Genomic DNA, 26,111 nt, shown 5'->3' on the forward strand with positions numbered 1-26,111 from the left:
GTAAATTTTATTTGTCACATAATTCAATGTTATAGATAATTCGGTATTATAACATAATTCAATGTTATAATTACTTATTCTATTCATCATTACGCCTAACGTTGGAAATGCCGTACTCAAGGTCTGTATACAACATGGCTACTAACCTTTGCTGCATAATTGTAAGTACCGATGTTATAAAGGAAATTATGAAACTGAACATAAGATTATTAGTAGTGTATGTTGCAATAATAAATATTAAAAGCAATGGAAAGAAAAGAGTTAGGTTAAACACGACATATATAGCAAATATTTCCATCTTCCTGCCATAACTTAAATTCCTGCTTGTATTAAAAGCTTCTATAACTCCAATGTTTTTATCCAGTATATAACAAATATTAAACATAAACATAAAATAGAATACTATGCCGGGTATAATAAGCAGGAATAATCCGGTAATAATTATAGCAACAAAAGCAACGTATGCTATAATTATTTTATAAAATTTGCCGAGTACATGGTTTATGCAACTCTTAAAAGGACATACTTCTCCTTTTAATTCTTTTAAATAAGCTTCAAGGTATACTGTAGATGCAAGGTTGAGGACAATAAAGCTGATGGCGTTGTAAAGGACATTTAAGTATACGGATTCTGCCAGCATGTCGGATACTATTGTTCCTGAAAAACCTGTAAATAGAATTACAACAAATATTACCGGGGTCAAATTTTCATTCTTCAATTCATAAAACTTTAATGAGTTTAATATATAGTGCTTAATATTTCTTAAGTTTCTAGGCTTCCTGCCCTTGAACATTGCATCTACCTCCAAGTATTTATTTGCATTACTCCTTAATCAAAGAAGTACATATATACATATAAATATACTAATACAAATTTAAAGAATATTCAATCAGGAATGAATTTTAAGGGCGCATTTTATTTTTATGAAGAAAATGCTTCCAGTAACTAAATGCTCCAAGTCTTAAGAGCCTGTAAATTCACTTCGGGGCAAATCAAACTCGCAAAATAATTTGAATAGAATTTAATAATATTTCAATGTAATTATTTTGCTCAAACAGTTGATTTGCTTATCCCTCGTCGGATTAACAGGCTCTATAAGACTTTCCGCAATGTTACTTCCAGCATTTTCTTCAAAATTTGAAAATGCGCCCTTTTCAAGATATGGAGTTTGTAGAATTTGTTCAGCTAATTTTAAAGGTATTCCACTTGCCTAGGTATATACTACACCACCTTAACTATCCTGAACATATCGTCCAGCACATACCAGTTTTGAGGGAAGGGTTCTCCCAGTACCCAATAGCTTACCCCACGCAAACCAAATTCGTTTACCAGGAGGTATTTCGCCTGGACACTGCGCGCATCTTCAAACCATACCACATGCCTTACACCCTGGGCATCAGTATAATTAAAGTAAGGTGATTGTGTCTCAGTATTATATTGAATTGTCACTCCATACCTGGCTGCGAGTATAACTGCACCCTGAGGGCTTACCCTTCTTGCCCATGGTCCTCCGGGCATGTAAGGTAGAATCCAATCGTAGCCATAGAGAGGAACACCCATCATAATTTTGTTTCTTGGTATAACAGAAACGGCATATTGAATTACCTGCCTTACCAGATTTATAGGAGCTACTGCATATGGAGGTCCTCCGGACCAACCCCATTCGTACGTCATAATTATAACAAAATCAACAATTTCTCCATGAGCGCGATAGTCATGGGCACCATGCCACTCACCTGTTACATAATCTGCAGGCTTCGGCACCAAGGCTGTAGAAACTACATAATTCAAAGGATGCAATGCATCTACCACTCTCCTTAAAAAATTGTTGTACAGTTGCCTATCCCCTGGTGGAATTCTTTCAAAGTCTATATTAAGCCCATAATAGCCTTTATTTCTCATTGTAGTTATGACATTATTTATTAAAGTCTGTTGGATTGATTCATTGCTCAGTATTGTATGGGCCAGATCACTGTCAAAATTGCCTCCCCTGAAATTGGTAATTACCATCAAAGGTGCAACTCTTTGCTGTTTAGCCTCTTGCAGAATTGTCTCATCTCTAATCTGTACTACTGTTCCGTCTTCCCTTGCCTGGTAGCTGAAAGGACTTATATAGGTCAGATACCTTCCTACTTCATTTATAATTTGTCTTTCAACATCGCTTGTAGTAGGTTCAATATACCCGTTAACTTCAACTGTACCATATAATTTTGAAAATTCAGGTATTCTAAGGACCATACCCGGGTATATCAAATTCGGATTAGTTATATTGTTTAACTCTACAATGCTGTTTACCGATACATTAAATCTCCTTGCAATAGACCACAGAGTATCCCCGGGCTGTACCCTGTATGCTCTCTCTGTTGTTGGAATAACAAGTGCCTGGCCTACAACCAGATATGGTATTTGATCTAACCTGTTCACTTCACTTATTCTTTGCATACTTACTCCAAATCTTCTTGAAATCGACCATAATGTATCTCCAGGCCTCACTACATATATAGTCAATGGATTCACCTTCTTTATAAACCAATAGTTTTATTCAATAGTTTTATTCAATAGTTTTATTCTTTTAAACATCTTCATAAACAGTATATTCTCCTCAAACTAAAATGTTTACATAAGAAATAAAATGTTTTAAACTTAACCACCCTGAAATAAATTATAAAAACTTGTATAATTATTTATCGAATTTGTTGTATAATAAAAATTAATAAAACTGTATAATACAATAAAAAAAGTAAAATACCATTATACGGCAAATTATAAAAATATGATACTGGGGTGAACATAATTGAAGCATATTGTCAGTGTGAGTTTAGGTTCCTCTACAAGAGACCATAGAGTTGAAACTGAATTTTTCGGTGAGAAGTTTTTAATTGAAAGAATAGGGATGGATGGGGACTATAAAAAGTTCATTGATACAATAAAAAGCCTTGATGGAAATGTAGATGCAATAGGTATAGGCGGAATTAATATATTTTTACCTGTAAGAAACCGGACCTATACAATCAGAAGTGCACTACCACTGGTAAAAGTAGTTACAAAAACCCATGTGGCTGATGGTTCATGCTTAAGAAATACTCTTGAACCTTACGCTGCATATACCGTTAATAAAAGAGGTATTGTTGATTTTCCCGGGAAAAAAGTCATGATTACATGCGCAGTTGACAGGTATGCTCTTTCTGAAGCTTTTGTCTCATTAGGATGCAGCATTATCTGCGCCGACCTCATTTTTGTCCTTGGCATACCCTTTGTTTTAAAATCACTCGACAGTTTGGACAGGCTTGCAAGAATGTTTGCGCCGGCCATAACCAAATTGCCTTTCGATATGTTGTACCCGACCGGCCAAAGAGAAGAAAAGGTTGAAGACCCCATCAAATTTGCCCGGTTTTATCAAGAAGCGGATATAATTGCAGGGGATTTTAATTATATCAAAAGGTATATGCCTGATAACCTGAAAGGTAAAATAGTTATTACAAATACCGTCACTAAAGAAAATGTTGAAGAACTTGGAACAAGGGGTGTATCTCTCCTGGTAACTACAACCCCGGAATTTGAAGGGCGTTCCTTCGGCACAAACGTTATGGAAGCACTTATCGTGGCTATATTAGGGAAACCCGCCGAAAGAATTACAAGGGAAGAATATATAAGCACCTGCGCAAAACTAGGCTTCGAGCCAAGGGTGGTGAAATTTTGATGTGTACCTGGCACCGCCCGAATTATGTCGATTAATGTCGAATATTGTAAGATAGCTTGTGCTGGGGTTTTCCATAGACTTGTCCTGGGTTCTTCCATAATTGTCTGTGGTGCTATTATAAAGATTATAAGCCTGCCGTTCCTTAATTGGAATTGGAACCGGCAGGCTCTATTTGTTATTCGTCAGGGTATTATTCTTCAGGATAGTTCTCCCTTGGTGCATAATGGGTGTGAAGCAGTTCATGGGCCTTATGGCTTCCAGGTTCTCCTAAATACTCTTTATAAAGCCTTTGCACATGTGGGTTTTCATGTGACTTCCTTATGGGCATATTCTTGTCTTCTTCATATATTGCTTTAGCCCTTTCTTTCCTTATATCTATCCAGCTTCTGACTTCAGAAAGCTGTATAGGCTGGCCACCGCCATTTACACAACCGCCCGGGCAAGCCATTATTTCAACAAAATGGTAATCTGCCTCTCCTGCTTTTATTCTATCAAGAAGCTTTCTGGCATTACCCAATCCATGAGCAACAGCCGCTTTTAATTTAAAGTCGCCAATTTGAATTTGAGCTTCTTTTATACCTTCAACACCTCTAACATCAGTATATTCTATATCCTCATGAGATTCTCCTGTCAATATGTCTGCCACTGTCCTTAAAGCTGCTTCCATGACTCCACCTGTTGCACCGAATATAACACCTGCTCCAGTTGCTTCTCCCATAGGCTCATCAAAGGTGCTGTCAGGTAAACCTTTAAAATCTATACCTGCTTCCCTTATCATCCTGGCGAGTTCTCTTGTAGTTAATACAACATCAACATCCGGATATCCTGTAGCTGCCAGTTCCGGTCTCCTGGCTTCAAACTTTTTAGCAGTACAAGGCATAATAGATACTACAAATACTTTCGACGGATCTATTCCCATCTTCTCTGCATAGTAAGATTTTAAAACCGCTCCAAACATTTCATGCGGCGATTTGCAGGAAGAAAGGTTGTCAAGGAATTCCGGATAGAAATGTTCACAGAACTTTATCCATCCAGGGCTGCATGAAGTTATTAAAGGCAGTTTCCCACCATTTTTAATCCTGTTTATAAGTTCGGTACCTTCCTCCATAATAGTCAAATCTGCTGCTGTATCAGTATCAAATACCTTATCAAAGCCCAAATGCCTTAACGCTGATACCATCTTTCCGGTTACTCTTGTGCCAATAGGCATACCAAACTCTTCCCCGAGGGCTACCCTTACAGCAGGAGCAGTCTGGACAACTACATGGAGATCATCGTTTGCCAATGCACCCCATACCAGTTCTGTACTATCTTTTTCCCTGAGGGCACCAACAGGACATACATTAATACACTGGCCGCAAGTAACACAGGGCACATCGTTTAATGATCTATTAAACACAGATGAGACTATAGTGTCAAAACCTCTCTCAACTGTATCAATAGCCGCTACTTTTTGTATATTCTTGCACATGCTTACGCAGCGTCTGCACAATATACATTTATTAGGATCCCTCACGATTGAGGGAGAAAAATCGTCCAAAGGCATTCTGTGGGTTTCTCCATTAAACCTGATATCTTTAACATTCAATTCTTCAGCCAGTTTTTGCAGTTCACAGTTACGGCTTCTTACACAGGTAAGACAACTTCTGTCATGGTTTGATAGAATAAGCTCTAAAGTAACTTTCCTTGCCTCTCTTATAGCAGGACTTTGAGTCCTAATTACAAGTCCCTCCGATACAGGATACACGCATGCCGCCTGAAGGCTCCTGGCTCCTTTTATTTCTACTACGCACATCCTGCATGCTCCTATCTCATTAATATCTTTTAAGAAGCAGAGGGTAGGGATCGATATATTTGCTTGTTTTGCAGCTTCAAGTACGGTAAAGTTTTTAGGTACCTGAATTTTCCTATCATCTATTGTAATGTTTACCATTTCCATAACTTGCGCCTCCTTCCATTACACATTCTTAAATATGGCCTTAAATGGACATTTTTCCATACAGGTTCCACACTTAATGCACTTATCCTGGTCTATGACATAAGGTACTCCCCTTTGTCCGCTAATACATTTAACAGGGCAGTTCCTAGCACAAATTCCACAGCTCTTGCAAAGTTCAGCATTAATTACATAATGCATCATTGACTTACATACACCTGCAGGACACTTCTTGTCCCTTACGTGCGCCTCATACTCATCCCTGAAATACCTTAAAGTACTCAATACAGGGTTTGGTGCAGTCTGGCCCAGACCGCAAAGGGCCGATGCCTTAATGTTCTTTGCAAGTATTTCCAGTTTCTCAATATCTCCTTCTTCACCCTTGCCCCCGGTAATCCTCTCTAAAATCTCCAGCATCCTCTTTGTACCAATACGGCATGGAGGACACTTTCCGCAGGATTCATCAACCGTAAATTCGAGGAAGAACTTTGCAATGTCAACCATGCATGTATCTTCATCCATTACAATGAGTCCGCCCGAACCCATCATAGACCCTAACTGGACAAGCGTGTCATATTCTATGGGTGTATCAATGTGACTTGCAGGAATACATCCTCCGGAAGGACCTCCTGTCTGGGCTGCTTTAAATTTCTTACCGTTGGGTATTCCACCGCCAATGTCATATATTACTTCCCTTAGGGTTGTACCCATAGGTATTTCAACAAGGCCAGTATTATTGATTTTACCGCCTACTGCAAACACTTTCGTACCCTTGCTCTTTTCGGTACCAATAGAAGCAAACCATTCCGGACCTTTTAATATAATCACAGGTATGTTTGCATAAGTTTCAACATTGTTCAACAGTGTAGGTTTCTGCCATAATCCCTTTACAGCCGGGAAAGGAGGTCTTGGTCTTGGTTCACCTCTTTTTCCTTCTATTGAAGTCATAAGAGCTGTCTCTTCACCGCAAACAAAAGCCCCTGCTCCTAATCTCAATTCAATATCGAAAGAAAAACCGGTACCAAAAATGTCCTCACCCAACAGGCCATACTCTCTCGCCTGTTTTATTGCAATGTCCAGCCTCTTTACTGCTATAGGATACTCAGCTCTAACATAAATAAAGCCTTGGTTCGCACCAATGGCATATCCTGCAATTATCATTGCTTCAATAACAGAATGAGGGTCTCCTTCAAGAATACTTCTATCCATGAATGCACCAGGATCACCTTCGTCTGCATTACAGCATACATATTTTATATCATCCTGACTTTTAGCGGCAAATTCCCATTTAAGTCCTGTGGGGAAACCTCCGCCGCCTCTTCCTCTTAAACCCGACTTCTTTATGGTATCGATTACTTCTTCAGGTTCCATTTCAGTCAAAACTTTTGCCAATGCCTTATAACCGTCATAAGCTATATATTCGTTAATGTCCTCGGGATTAATTATTCCGCAGTTTCTTAATGCTATCCTCAATTGCCTTTTGAAGAAATCTACTTTTTCGAGAGACTTAGCGGAAGTATCCTCTTCTGTCTGTATATCACTCAGTAAAAGCCTCCTTACAATTCTTCCCTTAAGCAAGTGCTCTTCAACTATTTCTTTAACATCCTCAGGTTTGACCATTGTATACATGGAACCTTCAGGATAAACTACAACAATAGGACCTTGGGCACATAAACCGAAACATCCTGTCTTTATCACTTTAACTTCATTCTCAAGTTTGTTATTTTTTAACTGCACCTCAAACTCTTCTATGATTTTTCCTGAATTTGATGACGTACAACCAGTACCTCCACAAACTAGTACATGCGACCTATATATTTGCATTTGCAACCCTCCTTCACACATTCGCTTATTTATTCTTTTCTTCAGCTCCAATGGTATAGTCAAGACAAACCCTTCCATTTACAATATGCTCTGCTACTACCCTGGCAGCCTTTTCAGCAGTCATTTTTACATAGGTAACTTTTTCCCCTTTTTCATCAACGACTTCCACTATAGGTTCTAGCCTGCATGCACCAATACAGCCGGTCATAGTAACCTTAACATCGTTAATGTTCCTCCTCTTAAGTTCCTCTAAAAATGCATTCATTACCGGCCTTGCGCCTGCTGCTATACCGCAGGTAGCCATTCCCACAACTACTCTCATCCGTACATCTTGATTTCTTACACTCATTTGTTCAAGAGCTTTCTTTCTAATTGCTTCCAACTCAGTTATGGATTTCACTTAATACACCCCCAAATATCTCCAATATTCCTTCATTAATATACTCTTTAATCCACATAAGAATCTCAACATCATCAACCGGAATTTCCCCTAATTGTGCCTTAACTTCCGAAAGCTTAAATACAAATCTTTCTTTTGTATTACTTAACTCAAGCTCAAAGTCCAATTCAGGATTTGCAGCTATCAAATTCATCATCGTTTCGGATACATCTCCCAGAGGCAGCCTGTCTATATGCGATATCTTAAATGTTGCTGTTACACAAGTACCTCTACCCTTTTCCGATTCTATAATCAGCCCGCCCCCGGCCCTTCCGGTAGATGCTTCTAACAGAGGAATTCCCAGACCCACTTTCCTGTTCGTCCTAGTTGTCACAAAGGGATTTATTACTTCTTTCACCAGTGGTTCTTCCATTCCATGACCATTATCTTTAATCACGACCTTCATATGGTCTTTTTCTATATCGGCAAGTATTTCAATAACTATTCTTGTAGCCTTTGCCCTAATTGAGTTTTGTACTATATCCATCAAGTGCAATGACAAATCCCTCATTTATGCCAACCTTCTATGCAGGTATTTCCATTTGTTTGTATTTTTCAATAATTCTCTCTATATCTTCGGGTTTTAATCTGCCGTAAACCTCACCATTAATCATAATAACAGGAGCCAATCCGCAAGCACCGACACACCTGCAGGCTTCTAATGAAAACAGTCCGTCTTCAGTGCAATCCCCTACATGTATGCCCAATTTTTCCTGAAGCTTTTCAAGTATTAAATTTGCTCCTTTTACATAACATGCAGTTCCCATACATACCTGAATATTATATTTGCCCTTGGGTTTGAGAGAAAACTGCGTATAGAAGGTTATTACCCCATATATTTCAGAAAGAGGTACACCCAAACCTTCAGATATTTTCTTCTGTACGCTCAACGGTAAATACCCGTATACTTCCTGTGTCTCATGAAGTACAGGAATTAGAGCACCTTTTTGGTCTTTATGCTTTTGTATAATTTCCAGCAATTTCTGCTCCCTTTCATCAACACATCCGCCGCAGCATTTGCCTCCGTCCATAATTAATACCTCCTAATTAATTTTAACCGCTTTGTTGTTTTATTTACCTATTGTTTACAAGAGTAAACAACTGTAATATTAAAACAGTGTCATATACACACTGTTTATGTATGTTAAGTATTTAACAAACTATGTCTCAATTATATCAGATTTTTGTTTAATATTCAATAAGTTTTAAAAATTTTTGTATACTTGCATATGCTAAAAAGCAAATAATTTAAGGTTTTCCCAAAGGGCATCAAGTTTTTTGTATACACAAATAAAGCCTTGGAAACGTTTAAAGTTACTTATTATACTTAAGCCTGTTTATTAAGCATATGATATCCTTTTTGTCAAGTTCAATAAAAGTTTCCCGCTCAAGAATATCTCCCAGGTTATGAGCATCCGATGATTTTATAACTCTGAATTTTTTCAGTTGAGGATTTGTTTCGAGATATTTATCAAGATCACACACCCGTGACACTTCTAGGCAATTTATGCTTATTTCATTCGGAACCATACCAAGATTTGATATTATGCTGTACGAATCCCTATCTATATGGGCGGGTATCATAGCCCCATTTAATTTTTCAATTATATGAAAAGCTTCTTCCAGGCCTATATCGGCTGCTATTAGAAGCATTCTTTTTAATTTTTTTCTAATGTTGTCATTTTCGTCCACGATTATTTGTTCACCAAATATATCCTCCCTGTTTTCCAAAGGAGGCATAGCCTTGTAAACCACATCCTGCATTTTCATAGCTTTTTCAATATCAGGGAAAAGGCATACTACATGTACCTCTTCTCTAGTCTCAAGCTCCATTCCAGGTACTGCCAAAATCCCTGCTTTTTCTGCGCACTTCAACACAGCTTCTGCATTCTCTACCGAATTATGGTCTGTAACAGCAATAATATCCAGACCTTTAATAACAGCCATCTTTACAATATTATTAGGGGTCATATCATTCTCTGCACATGGCGAAAGAGAGGAATGAATATGCAAATCAATGTAATATTTCATGAGCCCTCCAGCAAATTTCATATGCGCTCATTTCTGAACTTAATACAACAATGTTTTCTTCCGAGGCTTTTTTTATAGTTGCCTCTTCTACTTTTATCCCTTCCGGTACAATTATGCATGGAATTTCCAACAATACTGCCACCGCAACTGTATTCAAGTGGGTCTGTACCGTTATCCAGGCATCTCCCTTATTTGCATGGGACATAACCCAGCTCAAAAGGTCGCACACATATACGCCGGTTATTTCTCTTTCTAATCCTTTATCTCCAGTTAACACCCTCATATTTAATTCTCTGGCAAATTTTTCAACATTCACAAACACAACACCTCGAACTTAACAACCACTGCACTAAAGTACAGGGGTTATGTCATTTTAATGGCAGATAATTTTAAAAGCTCTGGAAGCTTATTTTAACTTTGAACTTTTATTGCCATCCTTGTCCAATACAGGAGGCATTTTTGCCTCAAGTTCTGCCATCTGTACTGCTAGACTCCTTACTCTTTCTCTTAGTTTAAATATGCAGTCGGTCTCATTTGCATTGCCTCGTACAATATCTTCCGCCAATGCCCTGCAGCTCGGTGCTCCACATGCACCGCAGTCTAAGCCGGGGAGCTCATCGTTTAACTTTTCAAGGGTTTCCAGTTTCTTAATAGCCCTAGTCAAATCTTCATCCAGCTTCATGATAGGCCTGTGTTCAATGTCTCCTGTCCATAAAAAGTTTTCAAATTTATCTTCAACAATACCGGAATCAACATCAGTAACAGCTGTACCGGCAGTAGCATAAGTCCCAGTATCGGCAACAGCAGCAACAACAGCAACATCAGTATCACTGGTAATACCAGTATTAACAAGCATCTTTTCCGCTTCTTCCATATGTTTTTTTAACCTTCTCCTTGACAAATAGGCATTTTCTACAGTTAAGGGACCTCCCAAACATCCTCCTGTACATGCCAGTGCTTCTACAAAATCTATGTCTTCCAGCCTTTCATTCTCAATTTCCTCAAAAATTCTTATCACATTGTGGATACCATCAACTGCAAGGTAATTTTCTATTCCTAAAGCAGAGCTTTCCCCTCCGGAGCTGGCCCAGCGTATACCCTCCATCCCTGCTTGTTCAAGGGTTTCATAAACTTTTCCATCTTTCATGGCATCAAGTAACTTAAGGTAAATATCCTTCATGGATATTGCCCCATCCACCAACGACTTGTCCGTTTCATAGGGGGCTTTCACACTTGTAACCTTTGCAGCACAAGGAGTAATAAAAAAAACACCCACATCCCCTTCTTTGAAGCCATATTGTTTTTGGGCCTTGGCCTTTGCCATTCGTGCAGCTACTTCCATAGGAGATGCAATTCTCAAAATGTTATCAATAAGGTTTGGGAACCTTACCTGGATTAATCTTACAACAGCAGGGCAGGCAGATGAAATAATAGGTTTTTTATAATTACCTTTTTTTATAAACTTTTTTGTTGCCTCAGTTACAAATTCTGCAGCTTTTGCTACTTCATAAACGTCATCAAAACCTATAAGCTTTAAAGCAGATAATATCCTTTTTCTTGAATATGTTAAATTAAACTGCCCGTAAAGAGCTGGGGCAGGCAAGGCTATCTTATATTTAAAGTTTTTAAGTATTTCCATGGAGTCTGTTATGGCTTTTTTGGCATGGTAGGGGCAAACCCTTATACATTCACCACAATCTATGCATCTTTCTTTTATTATGCGAGCTTTGCTCTTTCTAACCCTTATAGCTTCTGTGGGACATCTTTTTATACAATTAGTACATCCTCTGCAGGTTTCTTCGTCCAGCGTTACAGAATGAAAGTAATTCTGCATTTACCTCACCTTACTAGTTAATTTATATGTATTTCAATAGTAACAGTAGTACCCTTTCCTAATTCAGTATCTATCTGAAGCTTGTCTGAATACTTTTTCATATTGGGAAGTCCCATGCCTGCTCCAAAACCCATTTCTCTTATTATGTCGGGAGCCGTAGAATATCCTTCTTGCATTGCAAGCTCTATATCCGGAATTCCAGGTCCCTTATCCCGAACCCTTATAGTGATTTTTTTACTGTCTATTTCTACCTCTGCAACACCTCCATTAGCATGGATAACAGCATTCAATTCTGCCTCATACATTGCAATAGAAGTTCTCTTAATAATATCAGGTCTAATTCCCAGTTGGTTAAGCATCTTTTTTACATTACTTGAGGCCTCTCCTGCAAGGGTAAAGTTGTCTCCCGGTATATTATAGCAAAGTTTTACAGATTCATTGTCCAATCCATCCATCCCCTCCGGTAATGCCTTGTGAAAAAAGTTTACCGCAAGCTATAAACATGGGATACTCGGTTGTCAACAAAATTATACTTCTTTCCCTTGCCATACCGATTATAGAATCTCCCGGCTTTTTACCCCTCACAAATATGATAACTTTTATATCCATCATCTCCGCTGTTCTTATTACCTGGGGGTTGACCAACCCGGTAAGTAATATGTCCTTATCACCGGCATAAGCCATAACATCACTCATTAAATCAGAACCGCAGGCAGTTTTTACATCAAGTTCCAGCTCCTGTTCTCCAGTTAGGATTCCCGCATTAAGTATTTCAATTATTTCTTTTATTCTCATACACCTAACCTCTTTTTAGCATTAAGTCAATTTGTTGTCTCCTTCTTTAGTGTAATTATAGTGTAATTATAACACATTGTTAATGAATTAACAAGCCTGTAATCTTTTTGTCAATTCTTTGAAATCCTGTTTCAGTGAAGTATACAACTTTTTATATATTCTATAGTATCCCAAATATATCTCATATAAGGAAGTATCAGCCTTTTGCCTGCTCACTACCCTAATCGCTTCATCACAAGCTTCTTGCACACTGCTGTAAATACCTGTGCCGACCCCCGCAAGCAAAGCTACTCCAAGGGCTGGTCCTTCGCTGGAATTCACTGTAGTAATATCAGTGCCAAACACATCTGCCTGCATCTGCCTCCATAATTTACTTTTTCCTCCCCCACCTGAAGCCCTTATCTCAATAGTGTCAACACCCATTTCTTTTATAATTTCAAGGCAATCTTTAAGGCTGTAGACCACTCCTTCCATGATAGCCCTTATTAAGTGAGGTTTTTCATGACTCGCAGACAATCCAAAGAATACACCTTTGGCATCAGGGTCAAGGTGGGGAGTCCTTTCACCCATAAGGTACGGCAGGTATATTAAGCCATTACAACCCGGAGAGATTCTTTCCGCCTCTTTATCCATTAAAATGTAAGGGTCTATGCCCATTAATTCTGCAGTTCTTTTTTCTTCAATACAGAAATTGTCTCTGAACCATTTAAGAGACAGTCCTGCTCCCTGTGTTACACCCATAATATGCCATGTGTTTGGAATGGCATGACAAAAAGTATGCACCCGTCCTTCAGGGTCAATACTTACTTTATCGGAGTAGGCAAATACTACACCCGACGTGCCTATAGTAGAAGAAATAACCCCTGGCCTTACTATACCGTTACCCACAGCACCTGCCGCCTGGTCACCTGCTCCCCCTACCACCGGTGTACCCTCCTTAAGACCTGTCAGGTTTGCTGCTTCTTTTACAACTGTACCTGTTATTTCCTGCGACTCATACATTTTGCCTAGCATAGATCCATCAATACCCAGCTTTGAAATGACTTCATCACTCCAGCATCTGTTGGAAATATCCATAAATTGCATACCACTGGCGTCTGTAACTTCTGTAGCAAACTCCCCTGTTAATCTGAAACGTATATAGTCTTTAGGAAGTAAAATTTTCCTTATTTTTTCAAATATGTGTGGCTCATTGTTTTTTACCCACATTACTTTAGAGGCTGTAAACCCTGTTAATGCAGGGTTTGCAGTTATTTCTATTAACCTCTCTTTTCCTATTAGTCCCGTTATCTGTTGACATTCGGCTGCACTTCGCTGGTCACACCATATTATGGCTCTCCTCAAAACCTTATAATCCGCATCCAGAAGTACTGCGCCATGCATCTGTCCGGAAAGGCCAACACCTTTAATATCTGCCGGATTGACACCACTTTTTGTTATCACTTCCTTTATTGAGGTATAAGTTGCTTTCCACCAGTCTTCCGGATCCTGCTCAGCCCAACCCACATTAGGTTGATACATTGGGTATTCTTTTAATGAACTTGCTATAGTTTGTCCCTTTTCATCAAATAAAACCGTCTTTGTACCTGAGGTTCCAATATCAATACCCAGTAAAAATGCCATACCTCTACCCCCTTTGTTAAATTTATATGCCGTCGGTTTTAGAAGCAGCTACCTCCGATAAATTCCCTTAGTATAGAATTGTTAGGTATTTCATATATATCAGTAATTGGAAGAAAATAGCTTAAGAACTCTTTTAATCTTTTTGCTTCAGAATATTCAGGGTAAGAGTCGTCAATTTTAGACAGTAATGGTTCGGCAAAAATTTTTAGCACGCCATGTTCGTATTTTAAGGAAGAATTAAACATAACATCTGCTTCTTCCTGAAAAGGAAATATATTTCTCTCTTCTCCACGTCTTACAGAAGGCCATCTTTTGATAGTTTCTACAGCACTGCTTCCCCTAAACTTATGGTCTCTTACTATTCTTCTTATTAGCCTTGTATCTGTAGTAGGCACCCGGTTATGGTCATCAATATTCATTGATGTAATAGCGCTTATATAAATTTTGAATTTATTTTCCCGGGATATGGGTGCGGTCAATTTCTCATTAAGGGCATGAATTCCTTCAATAACCAACACCTGGTCTTCTTCCATCCTGACTTTTCTTCCCACAGGTTCTCTTCTACCAAGAGGGAAATTATATATGGGTACTTCAACTTCAATACCGTTTAGCATTTTTATTAAATGGTCATTAAATAAATCAATATCAACAGCTTCCAAAGCCTCAAAATCCAACTCCCCGTTTTCATCCAGGGGTGTTTTGTCCCTATCAACAAAATAGTCGTCCAAGCCGATTATAACAGGTCTTACTCCGTTTACCCTGAGCTGTATAGCCAGTCTGTTGGAAAAGGTAGTCTTGCCTGACGAAGACGGTCCCGCAATTAGTACAACTTTTTTCATATGGTTACTTCCGGTAATCATGTCTGCTATTTCGGCTATTTTTTTCTCATGGAGTGCCTCGGATATTCTTATAATATCTCTTATTTTACTGTTTTTAACAACATCATTAAGGGCACCGACACTCTCAACTCCCAATATCCGTCCCCATTTCCTGTTTTCGTTGAATATTGTAAACAGTTTTTTTTGTTCCTTAAACTCCGGTAACACATTAGGCTGGGTTTTGTCAGGGAAAAGGAGAACGACGCCCGGTGGATAATATATTAAATCAAATAAGCCGGTATAGCCTGTATCCGGGGCCATATAGCCATAAAAATACCCCTCAAAGCCATCACAGCTATAAATAGTTACATGTGGCTTCTGCCTGTCTTCTATCAAGTGGAGTCTATCAATCCTCCCGTTTTCCTTTAATATTTCCCTGGCATCCTCAATAGGCACAACCAGTTTTCTGAAAGGCATACGGGCGTTTATAATCTCTCTCATCCTTTCTTTGATAAGCCCTACATCATTCTCTTTCAGTTCTTCATCTCCCTTTATTTCAAAATATAACCCCTTACTTATGGAATGGTTGATTATTACCTTTCTTTCAGGGTAAATGTCATTTACTGCTTTAATTAGTATAAAAGTAAGGGTTCTTCTGTAAATACGCATGCCGTCATCAGTAGTAAGGTCAATAAACTCAACTTTACAATCACCTTTCAGCCGATAGCTCAATTCTTTTATATCGTTGTTTACTTTTGCAGCAATTATGGTAGAAGTATAATTCTTTTGGAATTCTTTACTCAACTCCAGCAGTGAGATGCCTTGGGCAACCTTTTTACTGCTACCGTCAACAAAAGTAATAGTGATTGTTGTTTCTTTTTTCATAAATATGCACCTCCATATGCAGAGTTGGTTTTGGGAAGAGGTTAATGAAAGCCCGATATTCTTACTATCGGGCTTTTAATTACATTCTTTTTGTAAGTTCGCTTAAGTTTTTACCTATACTAGCAGCCTTTTCACTATCTGGTTCACAAGTCTACCGTCTGCCCTTCCTTTAATTTTTGGCATAACAGCCTGCATTACTTTACCTATATCTTTTGCCGATCTCGCTCCGGTATCCTGAACGGCTTGTTTGATAATGCCTTCAAGTTGTTCTTCTGTTAATTGTTCAGGTAAATACTGCGTTAAAATTTCAATCTCTCTTTTTAACTTTTCTATTAAATCATGCCTTCCGCTATTTTCGTATTCAGGTAAAACATCTTTCTTCTGTCTTATTTGCTTTGCTATTACCTCAATAATACCATCATCGTCGAGGGTGACTTTTTGGTCTTTTTCAACCTGAAGCACTGCAGACCTTACCATTTGGACAGCATCTTTCCGCACGGTATCCTTATCTTTTATTGCAGTTTTAAAATCTTCCAATAATTTCTCCTTAAGGGACATATTTGATGCCTCCTTATCTGTATTTCCTTTTTCTTGCAGCTTCAGATTTCTTTTTTTTCCTTACACTTGGTTTCTCATAGTGTTCCCTTTTTCTTACTTCGGCCAATACTCCAGCTTTGGCACATTGCCTCTTGAACCTCTTTAGGGCACTATCAAGTGATTCATTTTCTCTAACCCTTACTTCAGACACGTATTTCCCTCCCTCCGATGATGTGAATTGTGCTGAATTTATACTGTTTTTTATGCTATAATTATTATTTCAAACATTGCATAGCACAGTTTTATTATATCTTATTTTAGAAATCAAAGTCAATAACGCATGGATACATATTTTATTTTAATATATTTTTTGTATTATTTCTCCATAATTATTTCCAAGTCCTAAGGCTTACTTACATTCTTATATTATTTTGGGTCCAAGGGTTACTCCACCTATCAAATGGTAATGTAGATGTTGCACAGTTTGACCTGCATCAGCACCGCAATTATTTACAAGCCGGTATCCTTTTTCATAAATACCCATTTTCTTTGCCACTTCATTGACCGCAAGGTGGATATCCATGAGAATATTTGCATTACTGCTGTTAATATCCTTCATACTGGCAATATGGATTTTTGGGACTATTAATACATGTACCGGAGCAACAGGCTGAATGTCTTTAAATGCAATCACCTTATCATCTTCATATACAATTTGCGAAGGTATTTCCTTATTAATTATTTTACAAAAAATACAATCTGCCATAAAATAAAACCTCCCTAATATTCCGGATATTTACTAACCCGGTTTGTTGTCGCTTGCATCCTTATAAGCAATTATTACAAGCACAAAAAGTCTAACTATTGCACAAGTTGGCTTTTAATTACTTCAACCGCTTGTTGCAATGCTTCATCAATTCTTGACGAGTCCCTCCCCCCTGCTTGCGCCATATCCGGTCTTCCGCCGCCTCCACCCCCGATGATTTCAGCAGTCTTTTTTATAAGATCTCCCGAGTGAATGCCTTTTTTAACAGCATTCTTTGTAGCAGCAGCAACAAAATTCACTTTTCCATTATAGTCTGACGCAAGGATAATAATCCCATCTGTAAACCGGCCTTTCAGGATATCAGCCGTATTTCTTAAAGCCTCCATATCCATTCCGCTAAACTTTGCTGTAACAACACTTGTACCATTTATTACCAATGCATCTGATATTATTTCATCAATCCTGGACATGACAAGCTTAACCTTTAACTGTTCAATTTCCTTATATGCATTTTTGACCTCAGCCATAAGATTCTCAACTTTCTTTACCGAATCCTGGGGTGTTGTTTTCAGCGCTTCTGCAATGCTGTCTAAAAGTGCCTCTCTTTCCCTATAATATTTTAATGCATAATGGCCGCTTGCTGCTTCAATCCTCCTTGTACCTGCAGCGATTCCCGTCTCGCTCAATATCTTGACCAATCCAATTTTAGCAGTGGATTTCATATGGGTACCACCACAAAGCTCCATGCTATAGTCCCCTATTTTTACTACGCGGACCCTCTCTCCATACTTCTCTCCGAACAGAGCCATAGCCCCAAGGTTTTTTGCTTCATCAAGCCCCATTTCTTCCACATAAACAGGCATATCCTCCAGGATCTTTAAGTTCACTTCATCCTCTATGCGCTTCAACTCATCTTCTGAAACAGGCTCGAAATGTGTAAAGTCAAATCTCAACCTTTCAGCTTCAACCAGGGAGCCTGCCTGTGCAACATGCTCACCCAGTATATTGCGGAGGGCTTTGTGTATTAAATGAGTTGCTGTATGGTTTCTGGCAATTGACTCTCTTCTTGCAACATCAATTCTTGTCTCTCCCCTTTGCCCTTTTTCAACATATCCTCTCACAACTTTGCCATAGTGAAGATATATTCCATCCGTCGTTTTTTTACAATCCTCAACCCTAAGCAGCCCCGTTTCCGTTTCAATAAAACCGGTGTCTCCTGTCTGTCCGCCGCTTTCTGCATAAAAAGACGTCTTGTTAAGTATAATTGTTGCGCTCTCACCCTCGAAAACCATCTCTACCGGCTCATCATTTTTAAGTATATACAGTATTTCAGCTTCGCAATTAAAATACTCATAACCACAGAACCTGCTTTCAAAAGTCCTGTCAATTTTAAGGGACAGTCCCTGTCCCCATGCCGAACCTTCTTTCTTCTTCAGGGCTTCACGTGCTTTAGCTTTTTGGGCTTCCATTTCTTTTTCAAATCCTTCTTCATCAATTACAAGCCCATTTTCTTCGGCAATTTCCCTGGTCAAATCCAACGGAAAACCATATGTGTCATGAAGCTTGAATACAAGCTCTCCTGGTATCACCTTTTCGTTGCTTTTCATCATGTCCTCAATATAATCACCAAGAATTGACAATCCCTGGTCTATGGTGAAGTTAAACTTTTCTTCTTCTACCCTGGCCACCTTCTTGATGTATTCCCGTTTTTCACCGAGCTCAGGATATGCACCTTTCGACTCCATAACGACAATATCTACTAAATCGGTCAGGAAAGGCTTTTCTAAGCCAAGGAGCTTTCCATGCCTTGCTGCCCTTCTTAACAGCCTTCTTAAAACATAACCCCTACCTTCGTTTGACGGAAGAATTCCGTCGGATATCATCATGGTTATGCTGCGTATATGGTCCGTAATTACCCGTATTGAAACATCAGTCTTATAGTTTTTGCCATATTCCGTCCCCGCCACTTTACATACTGAATCTAATATGTTCCTTATAGTGTCTACTTCAAACAGGCTATCCACATCCTGCATTATACAGGCAAGCCTCTCAAGGCCCATACCTGTGTCAATGTTCTTTTTTTGTAGAAGCGTATATGAACCGTCTTCTTCTTTGTTGAACTGGGTAAATACAAGGTTCCAAAACTCTATATACCTGTCACAATCACATCCTACTTTACAATCAGGTTTACCGCACCCCTTTTCAGGTCCTCTGTCAAAATATATCTCTGAGCAGGGACCACATGGACCTGTGCCGTGTTCCCAAAAATTATCCTCCTTGCCCATCCTCACAATTCTTTCGGCAGGAAGCCCGATATCTTTGTTCCATATTTCAAAAGCCTCGTCATCATCAACATAAATTGAAACCCAAAGCCTTTCTCTTGGCATTTTCAAAACCTGGGTTACAAACTCCCATGCCCATGAAATGGCTTCTTTTTTGAAGTAATCACCAAAAGAAAAGTTACCAAGCATTTCGAAGTAAGTGCCATGCCTTGCTGTCTTTCCCACCCGCTCAATATCAGCAGTCCTTATACATTTTTGGCAGGTGGTAACCCTATTGCGCGGCGGTTTTAATTCACCGGTAAAATATGGCTTCAACGGGGTCATACCTGCGTTTATCAACAGTATGCTCGGGTCATTTTCAGGGATAAGGGAAAAACTTGGCAGCCTGAGGTGGCCTTTGCTTTCAAAGAAATTTAAATATTCTTCTCTCAGTTCATTTAATCCAATACTTTGCATTATCAAAAACCTCGCATTAGTAAACTTAACTTTAGTGCTTAACAATAATAACAATAAGTTTAACAATAATATATATTAGTGTAAATTTTGTGTCAAGAGTGGGTTGCGTTATCACACCAACGTTTCAATAGCTCTTCTCACTATAATCCTCAGTATAGCTGTCGCAGGTACTGCAACAAGCATCCCGGTAATACCAAAAAACTCCCCCCCAATAAGGACAGCCATTATTGTAGCTACAGGGTGGAGTCCAACCCTCCCCTCAACAATTTTTGGGGTGATTATAACATTATCAATTTGCTGTACTGCAACAAACAAAATTACCGTCCATACTGCTTTTAACGGCGAATCAACCAGTGCTATCGCTACTGCCGGAATTGCCCCTATTATTGGTCCGAAATAGGGTATTACATTTGCAATTCCACCAATCAAGCCCAATACCAATGGATATTTTACCTTTAACAGTATTAGTCCGACAACTTCCATAAACCCTATGATCAGTGCCGTTAGAAGCTGTCCCTGGATAAAGTTTAACAACACAAAATGAATTTCCTTTCCTGTTAACGCTATGCCTTTCCTCCACTTTTTAGGAATAAGTGAAAGAACTATAGATTTAAAGAGGTCTGAGTCCTTAATAAAGTAGTAGGCAATAACCATTGCCAAAAGAATATCGAATATTACTGTCAGCGTATCTACCAGTCCTGCCAGGGCTTTCTTTAAATTGCCAACAATATAGTTTTGGATCACTTCCGTACCTGTATCGATTTCTTTAAACATCACTTCCTTTATTTCATCAGGCAACCTGCTCTTCCGAACAGAAGAAATTATATTGTTGAATAGTTTTTGGTATTCAGAGATTATATCAGGTAATGCGTTTATAAGTTGTTTTGTATTGTCTATTAATTCAGGAACAATAAAAACAATAATAACTGCAGAAACCAGAAGTATACCCGAATATACAAGTATTATCCCTGTTGTACGCGGTATTTTCTTTTCTTCCAGCTTTATAACCAAGGGATGCACAAGGTACGAAATTACTATTGCTAGGAAAAATGGACTTATGATCCGTCCGATTTTTCTCCTGTAGTTATAAACAAACAGTAACACCAATATTAAAATAATTAATAGAATTGCAAGAAACAACAACTTCCTTTTTGACAACATGTCATTTCACCTAATAATCATAATAATATTAAAGACTGGATATATATGAAATCCAGTCTTTCTTGAGGATTTGAGAGCAAATTTTATCTCACGATTTAATTGCCAAATTACCTGAAAGCATCCACAACATCACTAATAATGTTGCCGGTTCTTCTTAAAAAGTTTCTTCCTGCCCTTATCATTCTTTTCTTATTCCTTCTTTTCATTATATCAGGCTCCATCATCATGCTGATGGACGCTCCCAATATACTCCCCACTATTAAACCTTTTGTAAATCCATTTAACATTACTGTATATCCTCCTTTTTATCAAATTTAGTACCAGCACTATGGCAAATAAATTTTACTTTCTCCGAATAATTTATTTTTTATTCCCCCACCTGTATCTATTATTTCTTCAACTGCATCATTATCAACTAATAAACCATCTTCTCCAAATTCATACTTTCCAATGAGCGGTATTATTTTTCTCCCCTCCATCAGATCTTGAAGTATTCCGTCTGATATCTCAACCCCTTCAATATTTCCCGTCCTATAATCAAATAGGACATCCTTCACTACTCCCAGCTCATTTCCCGATTTTGAATAAATTTTTGTGTCTTTTATTTCCTTTAATTGCTCACTGCATCCAATTTTTAATGTTTTTTTAGTTTTACTTTTATTATAATTTTTATTACCCTTTTTATAACGGTATTGCTCTATCCTTTTTTCATTTTCTTTATTAATTAGTATTCCATCACTACTTATTTCATTAATATCTTCAAGCATTATCAGCCCCGTACCGGATTTACCCTCCATTTTTTCAATTATAACTGCCTTTACTTGTTTTTCTTTACTGTTATAAACAACATCCTTTACAAAACCAAGTTCTTTTTCGCCAGGTATAACAATTACCGGTAAGCCAATAATTCTTCTGCTCTTTTCCAATAATATCCCCCATAATCAACTTTCTTATTTTAATCATAATTTTTGCCTAAACATAATTTTATTATTTCACATTTTAAAAAATAAATTCATATATTGGATACTTTAATATTCCTGGTATTTCGGTGTTAAGCAGAATTTAAGTTAAATGGAATTTATTTGACTGGAAGTTAAATTTTCTGTAAAATGTCTTTAAAAAGACTTCATATTAAACTTAAAAGCGAGGTATGATGTATGATAAATTCAGAATTAAATAATAAATTTGAAAGTGTTGGGGTTTTACTTCCTGAAATCTTATTACCCGCAGAAGGGGTTGATTTATACAAATGGTCAGTGATAGCTTGTGACCAATATACTTCTCAGCCTGAATACTGGGAAAAGGTTGAAAAAACAGTAGGAGACGACCCTTCTACCTTAAAGCTTATACTTCCTGAAGTTTTCCTTGAAAATAACGATGTTGAGGAAAGAATAAATAAAATAAACATTACAATGAAAAAATACCTCGATGAAGGAATATTATGCCCTCAAAAACCCTGTTTTGTATATTTAGACCGGGAAACACCCCGTGTTAAATCCAGGAAAGGCTTACTTCTTGCAATTGATCTTGAAAAGTATGACTATAATAAAGGTTCAGAAACCATGGTACGTGCAACAGAAAAAACTGTTATTGAAAGGCTCCCTTCAAGGGTAAAAATCAGGAAAAATGCCATCGTCGAAATTCCTCATATACAGCTTTTGATTGACGATCCCGGTATGACAGTAATTGAGCCCCTGTCAGAAAGCATTGGAAACTTAAAGAAAATTTATGACTTTGATTTGATGATGGGAGGAGGGCATGTAACAGGTTACAGAGTAGATGATTATGAAATAATCAAAAGGATTGTATATTACCTGGAAAAACTTGCTAGTCCCGCAAATTTTTCTATGAAATATAATACAAGCCCTGAAAAAGGAGTGCTTCTTTTTGCAGTTGGCGATGGCAACCACTCCCTGGCTTCAGCCAAGGTCCATTGGGAAAATATAAAATCCGTATTGCCTGAGGAACAGCGAATGTCCCATCCCGCCCGTTATGCCATGGCAGAGGTTATTAATATCCACGACAGTGGCTTGATTTTTGAGCCCATCCACAGGGTTTTGTTTAACGTAAACCATGAGAATTTACTTAATGAAATGCTCCACTATTTTGAGAGTTATTCGAATGTAAGTCTTAAAACATTTGTTTCAATTGAAGATTCCGAAAGGGAGCTGGAATTAATCAAGAAAAGCGCAAAGGGCTGTCACATTATCCCATTTGCTTACAGTAAAGGCCGTGGTGCCGTTATTATTGAAAAACCACGACATAACCTTGATGCAGGCACTCTGCAGGAATTTCTTGATTATTACATTTCAAAAAATGAGAAAACAAAAATAGATTATATTCACGGGGAAAACGTTGTTTCATCAATTGCACAAAAAGAAGGCAATTTCGGCTTTTACCTTCCTCCAATAAATAAACACCGGCTTTTTAAAACGGTTATTTCCGATGGGACGCTTCCCAGGAAGACTTTTTCCATGGGTGAAGCTGAGGAAAAGAGGTATTACCTTGAGTGCAGGAAGATAATATAAGAGAAACATCTTTTATTTCTGTGCGTTTGGGTCAAATCCCTGGTCAGTCGTAAAAGCTATTATTTCCTTATTTGTACAAAATCTAAGTAAGTGAAAATAAAAAACTCCTGACAAATCCAAATATCAGATTTATCAGGAGCTATTATCTACGACTACTTTCTGCCGTAAGAATTAACGACGAGCTCCATCGTCTTATTTAATTTCATAATGAATTATAACATACAGATTTTGTAAAATCAATATAAATTTTGTGTAAATTTTGTGTATAAATTTTATGCAAAGCTAACTGCGATAAAAAAATTTATTCTTGCAGACTACACCAAAAAGTGTTATACTAACTTAAAGGGATCGGGAGTTTGACAGTTAGTTGCTGAAAATCAATTATCAAAAAGTCTGAAACCCATTGAAAAATGGGCTTTTTTTATGCAAATAATCTGTCAAATTTATAAAATTTTTTTGTTGTACGGTGTTGTACTATTATGTATTTTATGTTATAATGAATGTATAATACATATGGGGGGAAGCGTATACATATGAAGCTTAATTATGATAAAAAATCCAAGGATCCCACCTACTTTGTACAGATCGGTATCCGAAACGGGAAGAAAGTTACAACTAAGAATGTCGCAAGAATCGGTAAACACTCGGAACTGCTTAAGATCACTGATGATCCTCTTGCTTACGCAAAAGAACAGGTTAAAAAGTACAATGAGGAAGTAAAGAAAAATAACAAGGTTGGTATGGAGATACATCTTGATTTCGCCCAAAAAATCAGATCAACAGATGAGGCTGCTTCTGCCAGTACATTGAAAAATATTGGTTATCTATATTTGCAAAGGCTTTACTATCAACTTGAAATTGATAAATTTTTCAATAATATAACAAAAAACAGAAAAATCACCTTCAATCCTGACCTTGTCAACAGGTTTATAACCTATTCAAGGATTCTTGATCCTGATTCAAAACTCGGAAGCTATGAAAAGCTGAATACCTTCTATGAAGAGCCTGTATTTGATTATCAGCATATCATGAGAACAATGGATCTGATGTATGAACACTACAACGAATACATCGAACACCTGTTTAAGGCAAGTGGAAAGATTCATAAACGCAATACTGCCGTCTGTTATTATGATTGTACCAATTTCTATTGTGAAACGGAAAGCCAGGATCCAGACTATGTAGACGAGGTTACCGGGGAAGTCTTTACAGGACTTCGTCAATATGGTTTTCCCAAAGACCATAAACCTAACCCTATTGTTGAATTGGGATTATTTATGGACACTAACGGTATTCCGATTTCCATGTGCATAGCACCCGGTAACACAAATGAGCAGACAACTGCCATTCCACTTGAAAAAGAGCTTATCAAAATGTTCGGAGACGAGAGGCGAAAATTCATATATTGTGCTGATGCAGGTCTGAGTTCCTACCACATAAGAAACTTTAACTCCATGGGAGGCAGAGCCTTTGTTGTTACGCAGTCAGTTAAAAAATTATCCGATGCCCTGAAGGAGGCTGTATTTAATGATTGCGATTACAGACTTCTTTCTGATGATTCCCCTGTAAGCATTGAGATGCTGAAAACCTTCGACAAAAAAGATGAAAAGAACCGATTTCTATACGAAGACAAGGCTTATAAAATCATTGAAGCAAACACTTTGCTTGATGTAGGAATTTATGAAGATAAAATTCTTAATAACGGAAAAACAAAAAAGGTAAAATCAAAGGCCACCCTAAAGCAGCACGTCATCGTTACATTTTCAAGAAAAAGCATGGAATATCAACGTTTTATCAGAAATCGTCAAATTGAAAGAGCAAAGAAGATTCTTGAGAAAATAGATCCTGAAGAATACAAAAAGGGACCTAATGATGTTACCCGGTTCATCAAGAAAGTGGGACATTCAAAAGATAAATATGAGTTGGATCTTGAAAAAATCAGAGAGGAAGAAAAGTACGACGGTTTTTATGCTGTTGCTACAAATCTGGATGATAATGTGAAGAACATACTCGCCATCAATGATCAACGCTACAAGATTGAAGATTGCTTCAGAATACTCAAGACAGATTTTTCATCAAGGCCATATTTCCATCACATAAGAGAAAGAATCATTGCTCATTTTATGATTTGTTATACAGCACTTTTGATTTTCAGGCTGCTTGAAGTCAAGTTGAACAGGTTTGATAAAAATACACATTTTACCACGAGGAATATCATTGAAACCCTGCAGAATATGCAGGTAGCCAACATCTCGGATCTTTGCTATTCTTCACAGTATACAGGTTCAAAAACATTAAGCGCATTAGAGGGAGTATTTACCCTGGGATTAGACAAGCAATATTACCTGCCAAGGGAACTTAACAAAAAATGCAGAAAAAATTTTATAGGGAACAATCTCATACAACATTCTTGAAAAACAGTAAAGAGGCATAAACCTTGAAATTTCAATGTTTATTGCCTCTTTTATATTCTTTAACTGTCAAACTCGGGATAAT

At 37.8% G+C, this 26,111-nt stretch carries 24 protein-coding genes; 3 read left to right on the plus strand and 21 right to left on the minus strand.

Going from position 1 to position 26,111, the window contains the following annotated elements; genetic code table 11:
* Nucleotides 1–79 precede the first annotated feature (79 nt).
* Together HPY74_00460 and HPY74_00465 are read right to left on the minus strand one after the other, a co-directional pair.
* Complete coding sequence (locus HPY74_00460; protein NSW89150.1) at nt 80–793, minus strand: hypothetical protein; 714 nt, start codon at nt 791–793, stop codon at nt 80–82.
* A 428-nt stretch (nt 794–1,221) separates the two neighbouring features.
* Entirely contained in the window at nt 1,222–2,508 is a 1,287-nt protein-coding gene (locus HPY74_00465) for a glycoside hydrolase family 18 protein (protein ID NSW89151.1), read from the minus strand.
* A 286-nt stretch (nt 2,509–2,794) separates the two neighbouring features.
* Here HPY74_00465 and HPY74_00470 point away from each other — a divergent pair, with 286 nt between their 5' ends.
* Entirely contained in the window at nt 2,795–3,700 is a 906-nt protein-coding gene (locus HPY74_00470) for a quinate 5-dehydrogenase (protein NSW89152.1), read from the plus strand.
* 190 nt (nt 3,701–3,890) lie between these two features.
* Here the strand turns inward: HPY74_00470 and HPY74_00475 are convergent, their stop codons facing one another.
* The 19 genes from HPY74_00475 to HPY74_00565 all read right to left on the minus strand — a co-directional run bounded on the left by HPY74_00475 (nt 3,891) and on the right by HPY74_00565 (nt 22,013).
* On the minus strand, nt 3,891–5,639 hold the full coding sequence (locus HPY74_00475; GenBank protein NSW89153.1) for an iron hydrogenase small subunit: 1,749 nt from the start codon (nt 5,637–5,639) through the stop codon (nt 3,891–3,893).
* Between the two features lie 18 nt (nt 5,640–5,657).
* Nucleotides 5,658–7,460, minus strand: coding sequence for an NADH-quinone oxidoreductase subunit NuoF (gene nuoF / locus HPY74_00480; GenBank protein ID NSW89154.1), 1,803 nt, complete (start codon nt 7,458–7,460; stop codon nt 5,658–5,660).
* A gap of 25 nt (nt 7,461–7,485) precedes the next feature.
* Entirely contained in the window at nt 7,486–7,860 is a 375-nt protein-coding gene (locus tag HPY74_00485) for a (2Fe-2S) ferredoxin domain-containing protein (protein ID NSW89155.1), read from the minus strand.
* Nucleotides 7,844–8,410 (minus strand): ATP-binding protein, encoded by a 567-nt coding sequence (locus HPY74_00490; protein ID NSW89156.1) that lies wholly within the window; start codon nt 8,408–8,410, stop codon nt 7,844–7,846. Before HPY74_00490 ends, HPY74_00485 begins: the two co-directional genes overlap by 17 nt.
* A gap of 13 nt (nt 8,411–8,423) precedes the next feature.
* On the minus strand, nt 8,424–8,930 hold the full coding sequence (gene nuoE / locus HPY74_00495) for an NADH-quinone oxidoreductase subunit NuoE (protein ID NSW89157.1): 507 nt from the start codon (nt 8,928–8,930) through the stop codon (nt 8,424–8,426).
* 283 nt (nt 8,931–9,213) lie between these two features.
* Nucleotides 9,214–9,930, minus strand: a complete 717-nt coding sequence (locus HPY74_00500; protein NSW89158.1) for a PHP domain-containing protein — start codon at nt 9,928–9,930, stop codon at nt 9,214–9,216.
* Nucleotides 9,914–10,213: an AraC family transcriptional regulator gene (locus HPY74_00505; GenBank protein NSW89159.1), complete on the minus strand. Its 300-nt coding sequence runs from the start codon at nt 10,211–10,213 to the stop codon at nt 9,914–9,916. The genes HPY74_00500 and HPY74_00505 overlap by 17 nt, the downstream gene beginning before the upstream one ends.
* Nucleotides 10,214–10,336: 123 nt before the next feature.
* Nucleotides 10,337–11,764 carry a 4Fe-4S dicluster domain-containing protein gene (locus HPY74_00510; protein NSW89160.1) on the minus strand — a complete coding sequence of 476 codons (1,428 nt, stop codon included), beginning with the start codon at nt 11,762–11,764 and terminating at the stop codon, nt 10,337–10,339.
* 17 nt (nt 11,765–11,781) lie between these two features.
* A complete protein-coding gene (locus HPY74_00515) occupies nt 11,782–12,219 on the minus strand; it encodes an ATP-binding protein (protein NSW89161.1) in 438 nt (145 codons plus the stop codon).
* The gene (locus tag HPY74_00520) at nt 12,200–12,559 is read right to left on the minus strand and encodes a hypothetical protein (GenBank protein ID NSW89162.1); all 360 of its coding nucleotides are present in this window, start codon (nt 12,557–12,559) and stop codon (nt 12,200–12,202) included. Before HPY74_00520 ends, HPY74_00515 begins: the two co-directional genes overlap by 20 nt.
* 87 nt (nt 12,560–12,646) lie before the next feature.
* Complete coding sequence (gene xylB / locus HPY74_00525; GenBank protein ID NSW89163.1) at nt 12,647–14,182, minus strand: xylulokinase; 1,536 nt, start codon at nt 14,180–14,182, stop codon at nt 12,647–12,649.
* A 38-nt stretch (nt 14,183–14,220) separates the two neighbouring features.
* A complete protein-coding gene (locus HPY74_00530) occupies nt 14,221–15,885 on the minus strand; it encodes a nucleoside kinase (GenBank protein ID NSW89164.1) in 1,665 nt (554 codons plus the stop codon).
* A gap of 114 nt (nt 15,886–15,999) precedes the next feature.
* On the minus strand, nt 16,000–16,443 hold the full coding sequence (locus HPY74_00535; GenBank protein ID NSW89165.1) for a GatB/YqeY domain-containing protein: 444 nt from the start codon (nt 16,441–16,443) through the stop codon (nt 16,000–16,002).
* Nucleotides 16,444–16,456: 13 nt separating this feature from the next.
* Entirely contained in the window at nt 16,457–16,633 is a 177-nt protein-coding gene (locus HPY74_00540; GenBank protein ID NSW89166.1) for a 30S ribosomal protein S21, read from the minus strand.
* Nucleotides 16,634–16,843: 210 nt separating this feature from the next.
* Nucleotides 16,844–17,188, minus strand: a complete 345-nt coding sequence (locus HPY74_00545; GenBank protein ID NSW89167.1) for a histidine triad nucleotide-binding protein — start codon at nt 17,186–17,188, stop codon at nt 16,844–16,846.
* 95 nt (nt 17,189–17,283) lie between these two features.
* On the minus strand, nt 17,284–19,926 hold the full coding sequence (gene alaS, locus HPY74_00550; protein ID NSW89168.1) for an alanine--tRNA ligase: 2,643 nt from the start codon (nt 19,924–19,926) through the stop codon (nt 17,284–17,286).
* A gap of 111 nt (nt 19,927–20,037) precedes the next feature.
* Nucleotides 20,038–21,087 carry an AI-2E family transporter gene (locus HPY74_00555; GenBank protein NSW89169.1) on the minus strand — a complete coding sequence of 350 codons (1,050 nt, stop codon included), beginning with the start codon at nt 21,085–21,087 and terminating at the stop codon, nt 20,038–20,040.
* 107 nt (nt 21,088–21,194) lie between these two features.
* Nucleotides 21,195–21,374 carry a YtxH domain-containing protein gene (locus HPY74_00560; GenBank protein NSW89170.1) on the minus strand — a complete coding sequence of 60 codons (180 nt, stop codon included), beginning with the start codon at nt 21,372–21,374 and terminating at the stop codon, nt 21,195–21,197.
* 39 nt (nt 21,375–21,413) lie between these two features.
* Entirely contained in the window at nt 21,414–22,013 is a 600-nt protein-coding gene (locus tag HPY74_00565; protein ID NSW89171.1) for a PRC-barrel domain-containing protein, read from the minus strand.
* Between the two features lie 231 nt (nt 22,014–22,244).
* Between HPY74_00565 and HPY74_00570 the strand changes: the two genes are divergently transcribed.
* Entirely contained in the window at nt 22,245–23,615 is a 1,371-nt protein-coding gene (locus HPY74_00570) for a DUF1015 domain-containing protein (GenBank protein ID NSW89172.1), read from the plus strand.
* 533 nt (nt 23,616–24,148) lie between these two features.
* Entirely contained in the window at nt 24,149–26,029 is a 1,881-nt protein-coding gene (locus tag HPY74_00575) for an IS1634 family transposase (protein ID NSW89173.1), read from the plus strand.
* Nucleotides 26,030–26,111 lie beyond the last annotated feature (82 nt).

Source organism: Bacillota bacterium (assembly GCA_013314855.1).
GTDB lineage: Bacteria > Bacillota > Clostridia > Acetivibrionales > DUMC01 > Ch48.

What these genes read in the sequence shown, in the direction of transcription:
- HPY74_00460 (NSW89150.1), bottom strand. Translation starts at nt 793, where the DNA reads ATGTTCAAGGGCAGGAAGCCTAGAAACTTAAGAAATATTAAGCACTAT.
- HPY74_00475 (NSW89153.1), bottom strand. Translation starts at nt 5,639, where the DNA reads ATGGAAATGGTAAACATTACAATAGATGATAGGAAAATTCAGGTACCT.
- nuoF (NSW89154.1), bottom strand. Translation starts at nt 7,460, where the DNA reads ATGCAAATATATAGGTCGCATGTACTAGTTTGTGGAGGTACTGGTTGT.
- HPY74_00490 (NSW89156.1), bottom strand. Translation starts at nt 8,410, where the DNA reads ATGAGGGATTTGTCATTGCACTTGATGGATATAGTACAAAACTCAATT.
- nuoE (NSW89157.1), bottom strand. Translation starts at nt 8,930, where the DNA reads ATGGACGGAGGCAAATGCTGCGGCGGATGTGTTGATGAAAGGGAGCAG.
- HPY74_00500 (NSW89158.1), bottom strand. Translation starts at nt 9,930, where the DNA reads ATGAAATATTACATTGATTTGCATATTCATTCCTCTCTTTCGCCATGT.
- HPY74_00505 (NSW89159.1), bottom strand. Translation starts at nt 10,213, where the DNA reads ATGAGGGTGTTAACTGGAGATAAAGGATTAGAAAGAGAAATAACCGGC.
- HPY74_00510 (NSW89160.1), bottom strand. Translation starts at nt 11,764, where the DNA reads ATGCAGAATTACTTTCATTCTGTAACGCTGGACGAAGAAACCTGCAGA.
- HPY74_00515 (NSW89161.1), bottom strand. Translation starts at nt 12,219, where the DNA reads ATGGATGGATTGGACAATGAATCTGTAAAACTTTGCTATAATATACCG.
- HPY74_00520 (NSW89162.1), bottom strand. Translation starts at nt 12,559, where the DNA reads ATGAGAATAAAAGAAATAATTGAAATACTTAATGCGGGAATCCTAACT.
- xylB (NSW89163.1), bottom strand. Translation starts at nt 14,182, where the DNA reads ATGGCATTTTTACTGGGTATTGATATTGGAACCTCAGGTACAAAGACG.
- HPY74_00530 (NSW89164.1), bottom strand. Translation starts at nt 15,885, where the DNA reads ATGAAAAAAGAAACAACAATCACTATTACTTTTGTTGACGGTAGCAGT.
- HPY74_00535 (NSW89165.1), bottom strand. Translation starts at nt 16,443, where the DNA reads ATGTCCCTTAAGGAGAAATTATTGGAAGATTTTAAAACTGCAATAAAA.
- HPY74_00545 (NSW89167.1), bottom strand. Translation starts at nt 17,188, where the DNA reads ATGGCAGATTGTATTTTTTGTAAAATAATTAATAAGGAAATACCTTCG.
- alaS (NSW89168.1), bottom strand. Translation starts at nt 19,926, where the DNA reads ATGCAAAGTATTGGATTAAATGAACTGAGAGAAGAATATTTAAATTTC.
- HPY74_00555 (NSW89169.1), bottom strand. Translation starts at nt 21,087, where the DNA reads ATGTTGTCAAAAAGGAAGTTGTTGTTTCTTGCAATTCTATTAATTATT.
- HPY74_00560 (NSW89170.1), bottom strand. Translation starts at nt 21,374, where the DNA reads ATGTTAAATGGATTTACAAAAGGTTTAATAGTGGGGAGTATATTGGGA.
- HPY74_00570 (NSW89172.1), top strand. Translation starts at nt 22,245, where the DNA reads ATGATAAATTCAGAATTAAATAATAAATTTGAAAGTGTTGGGGTTTTA.
- HPY74_00575 (NSW89173.1), top strand. Translation starts at nt 24,149, where the DNA reads ATGAAGCTTAATTATGATAAAAAATCCAAGGATCCCACCTACTTTGTA.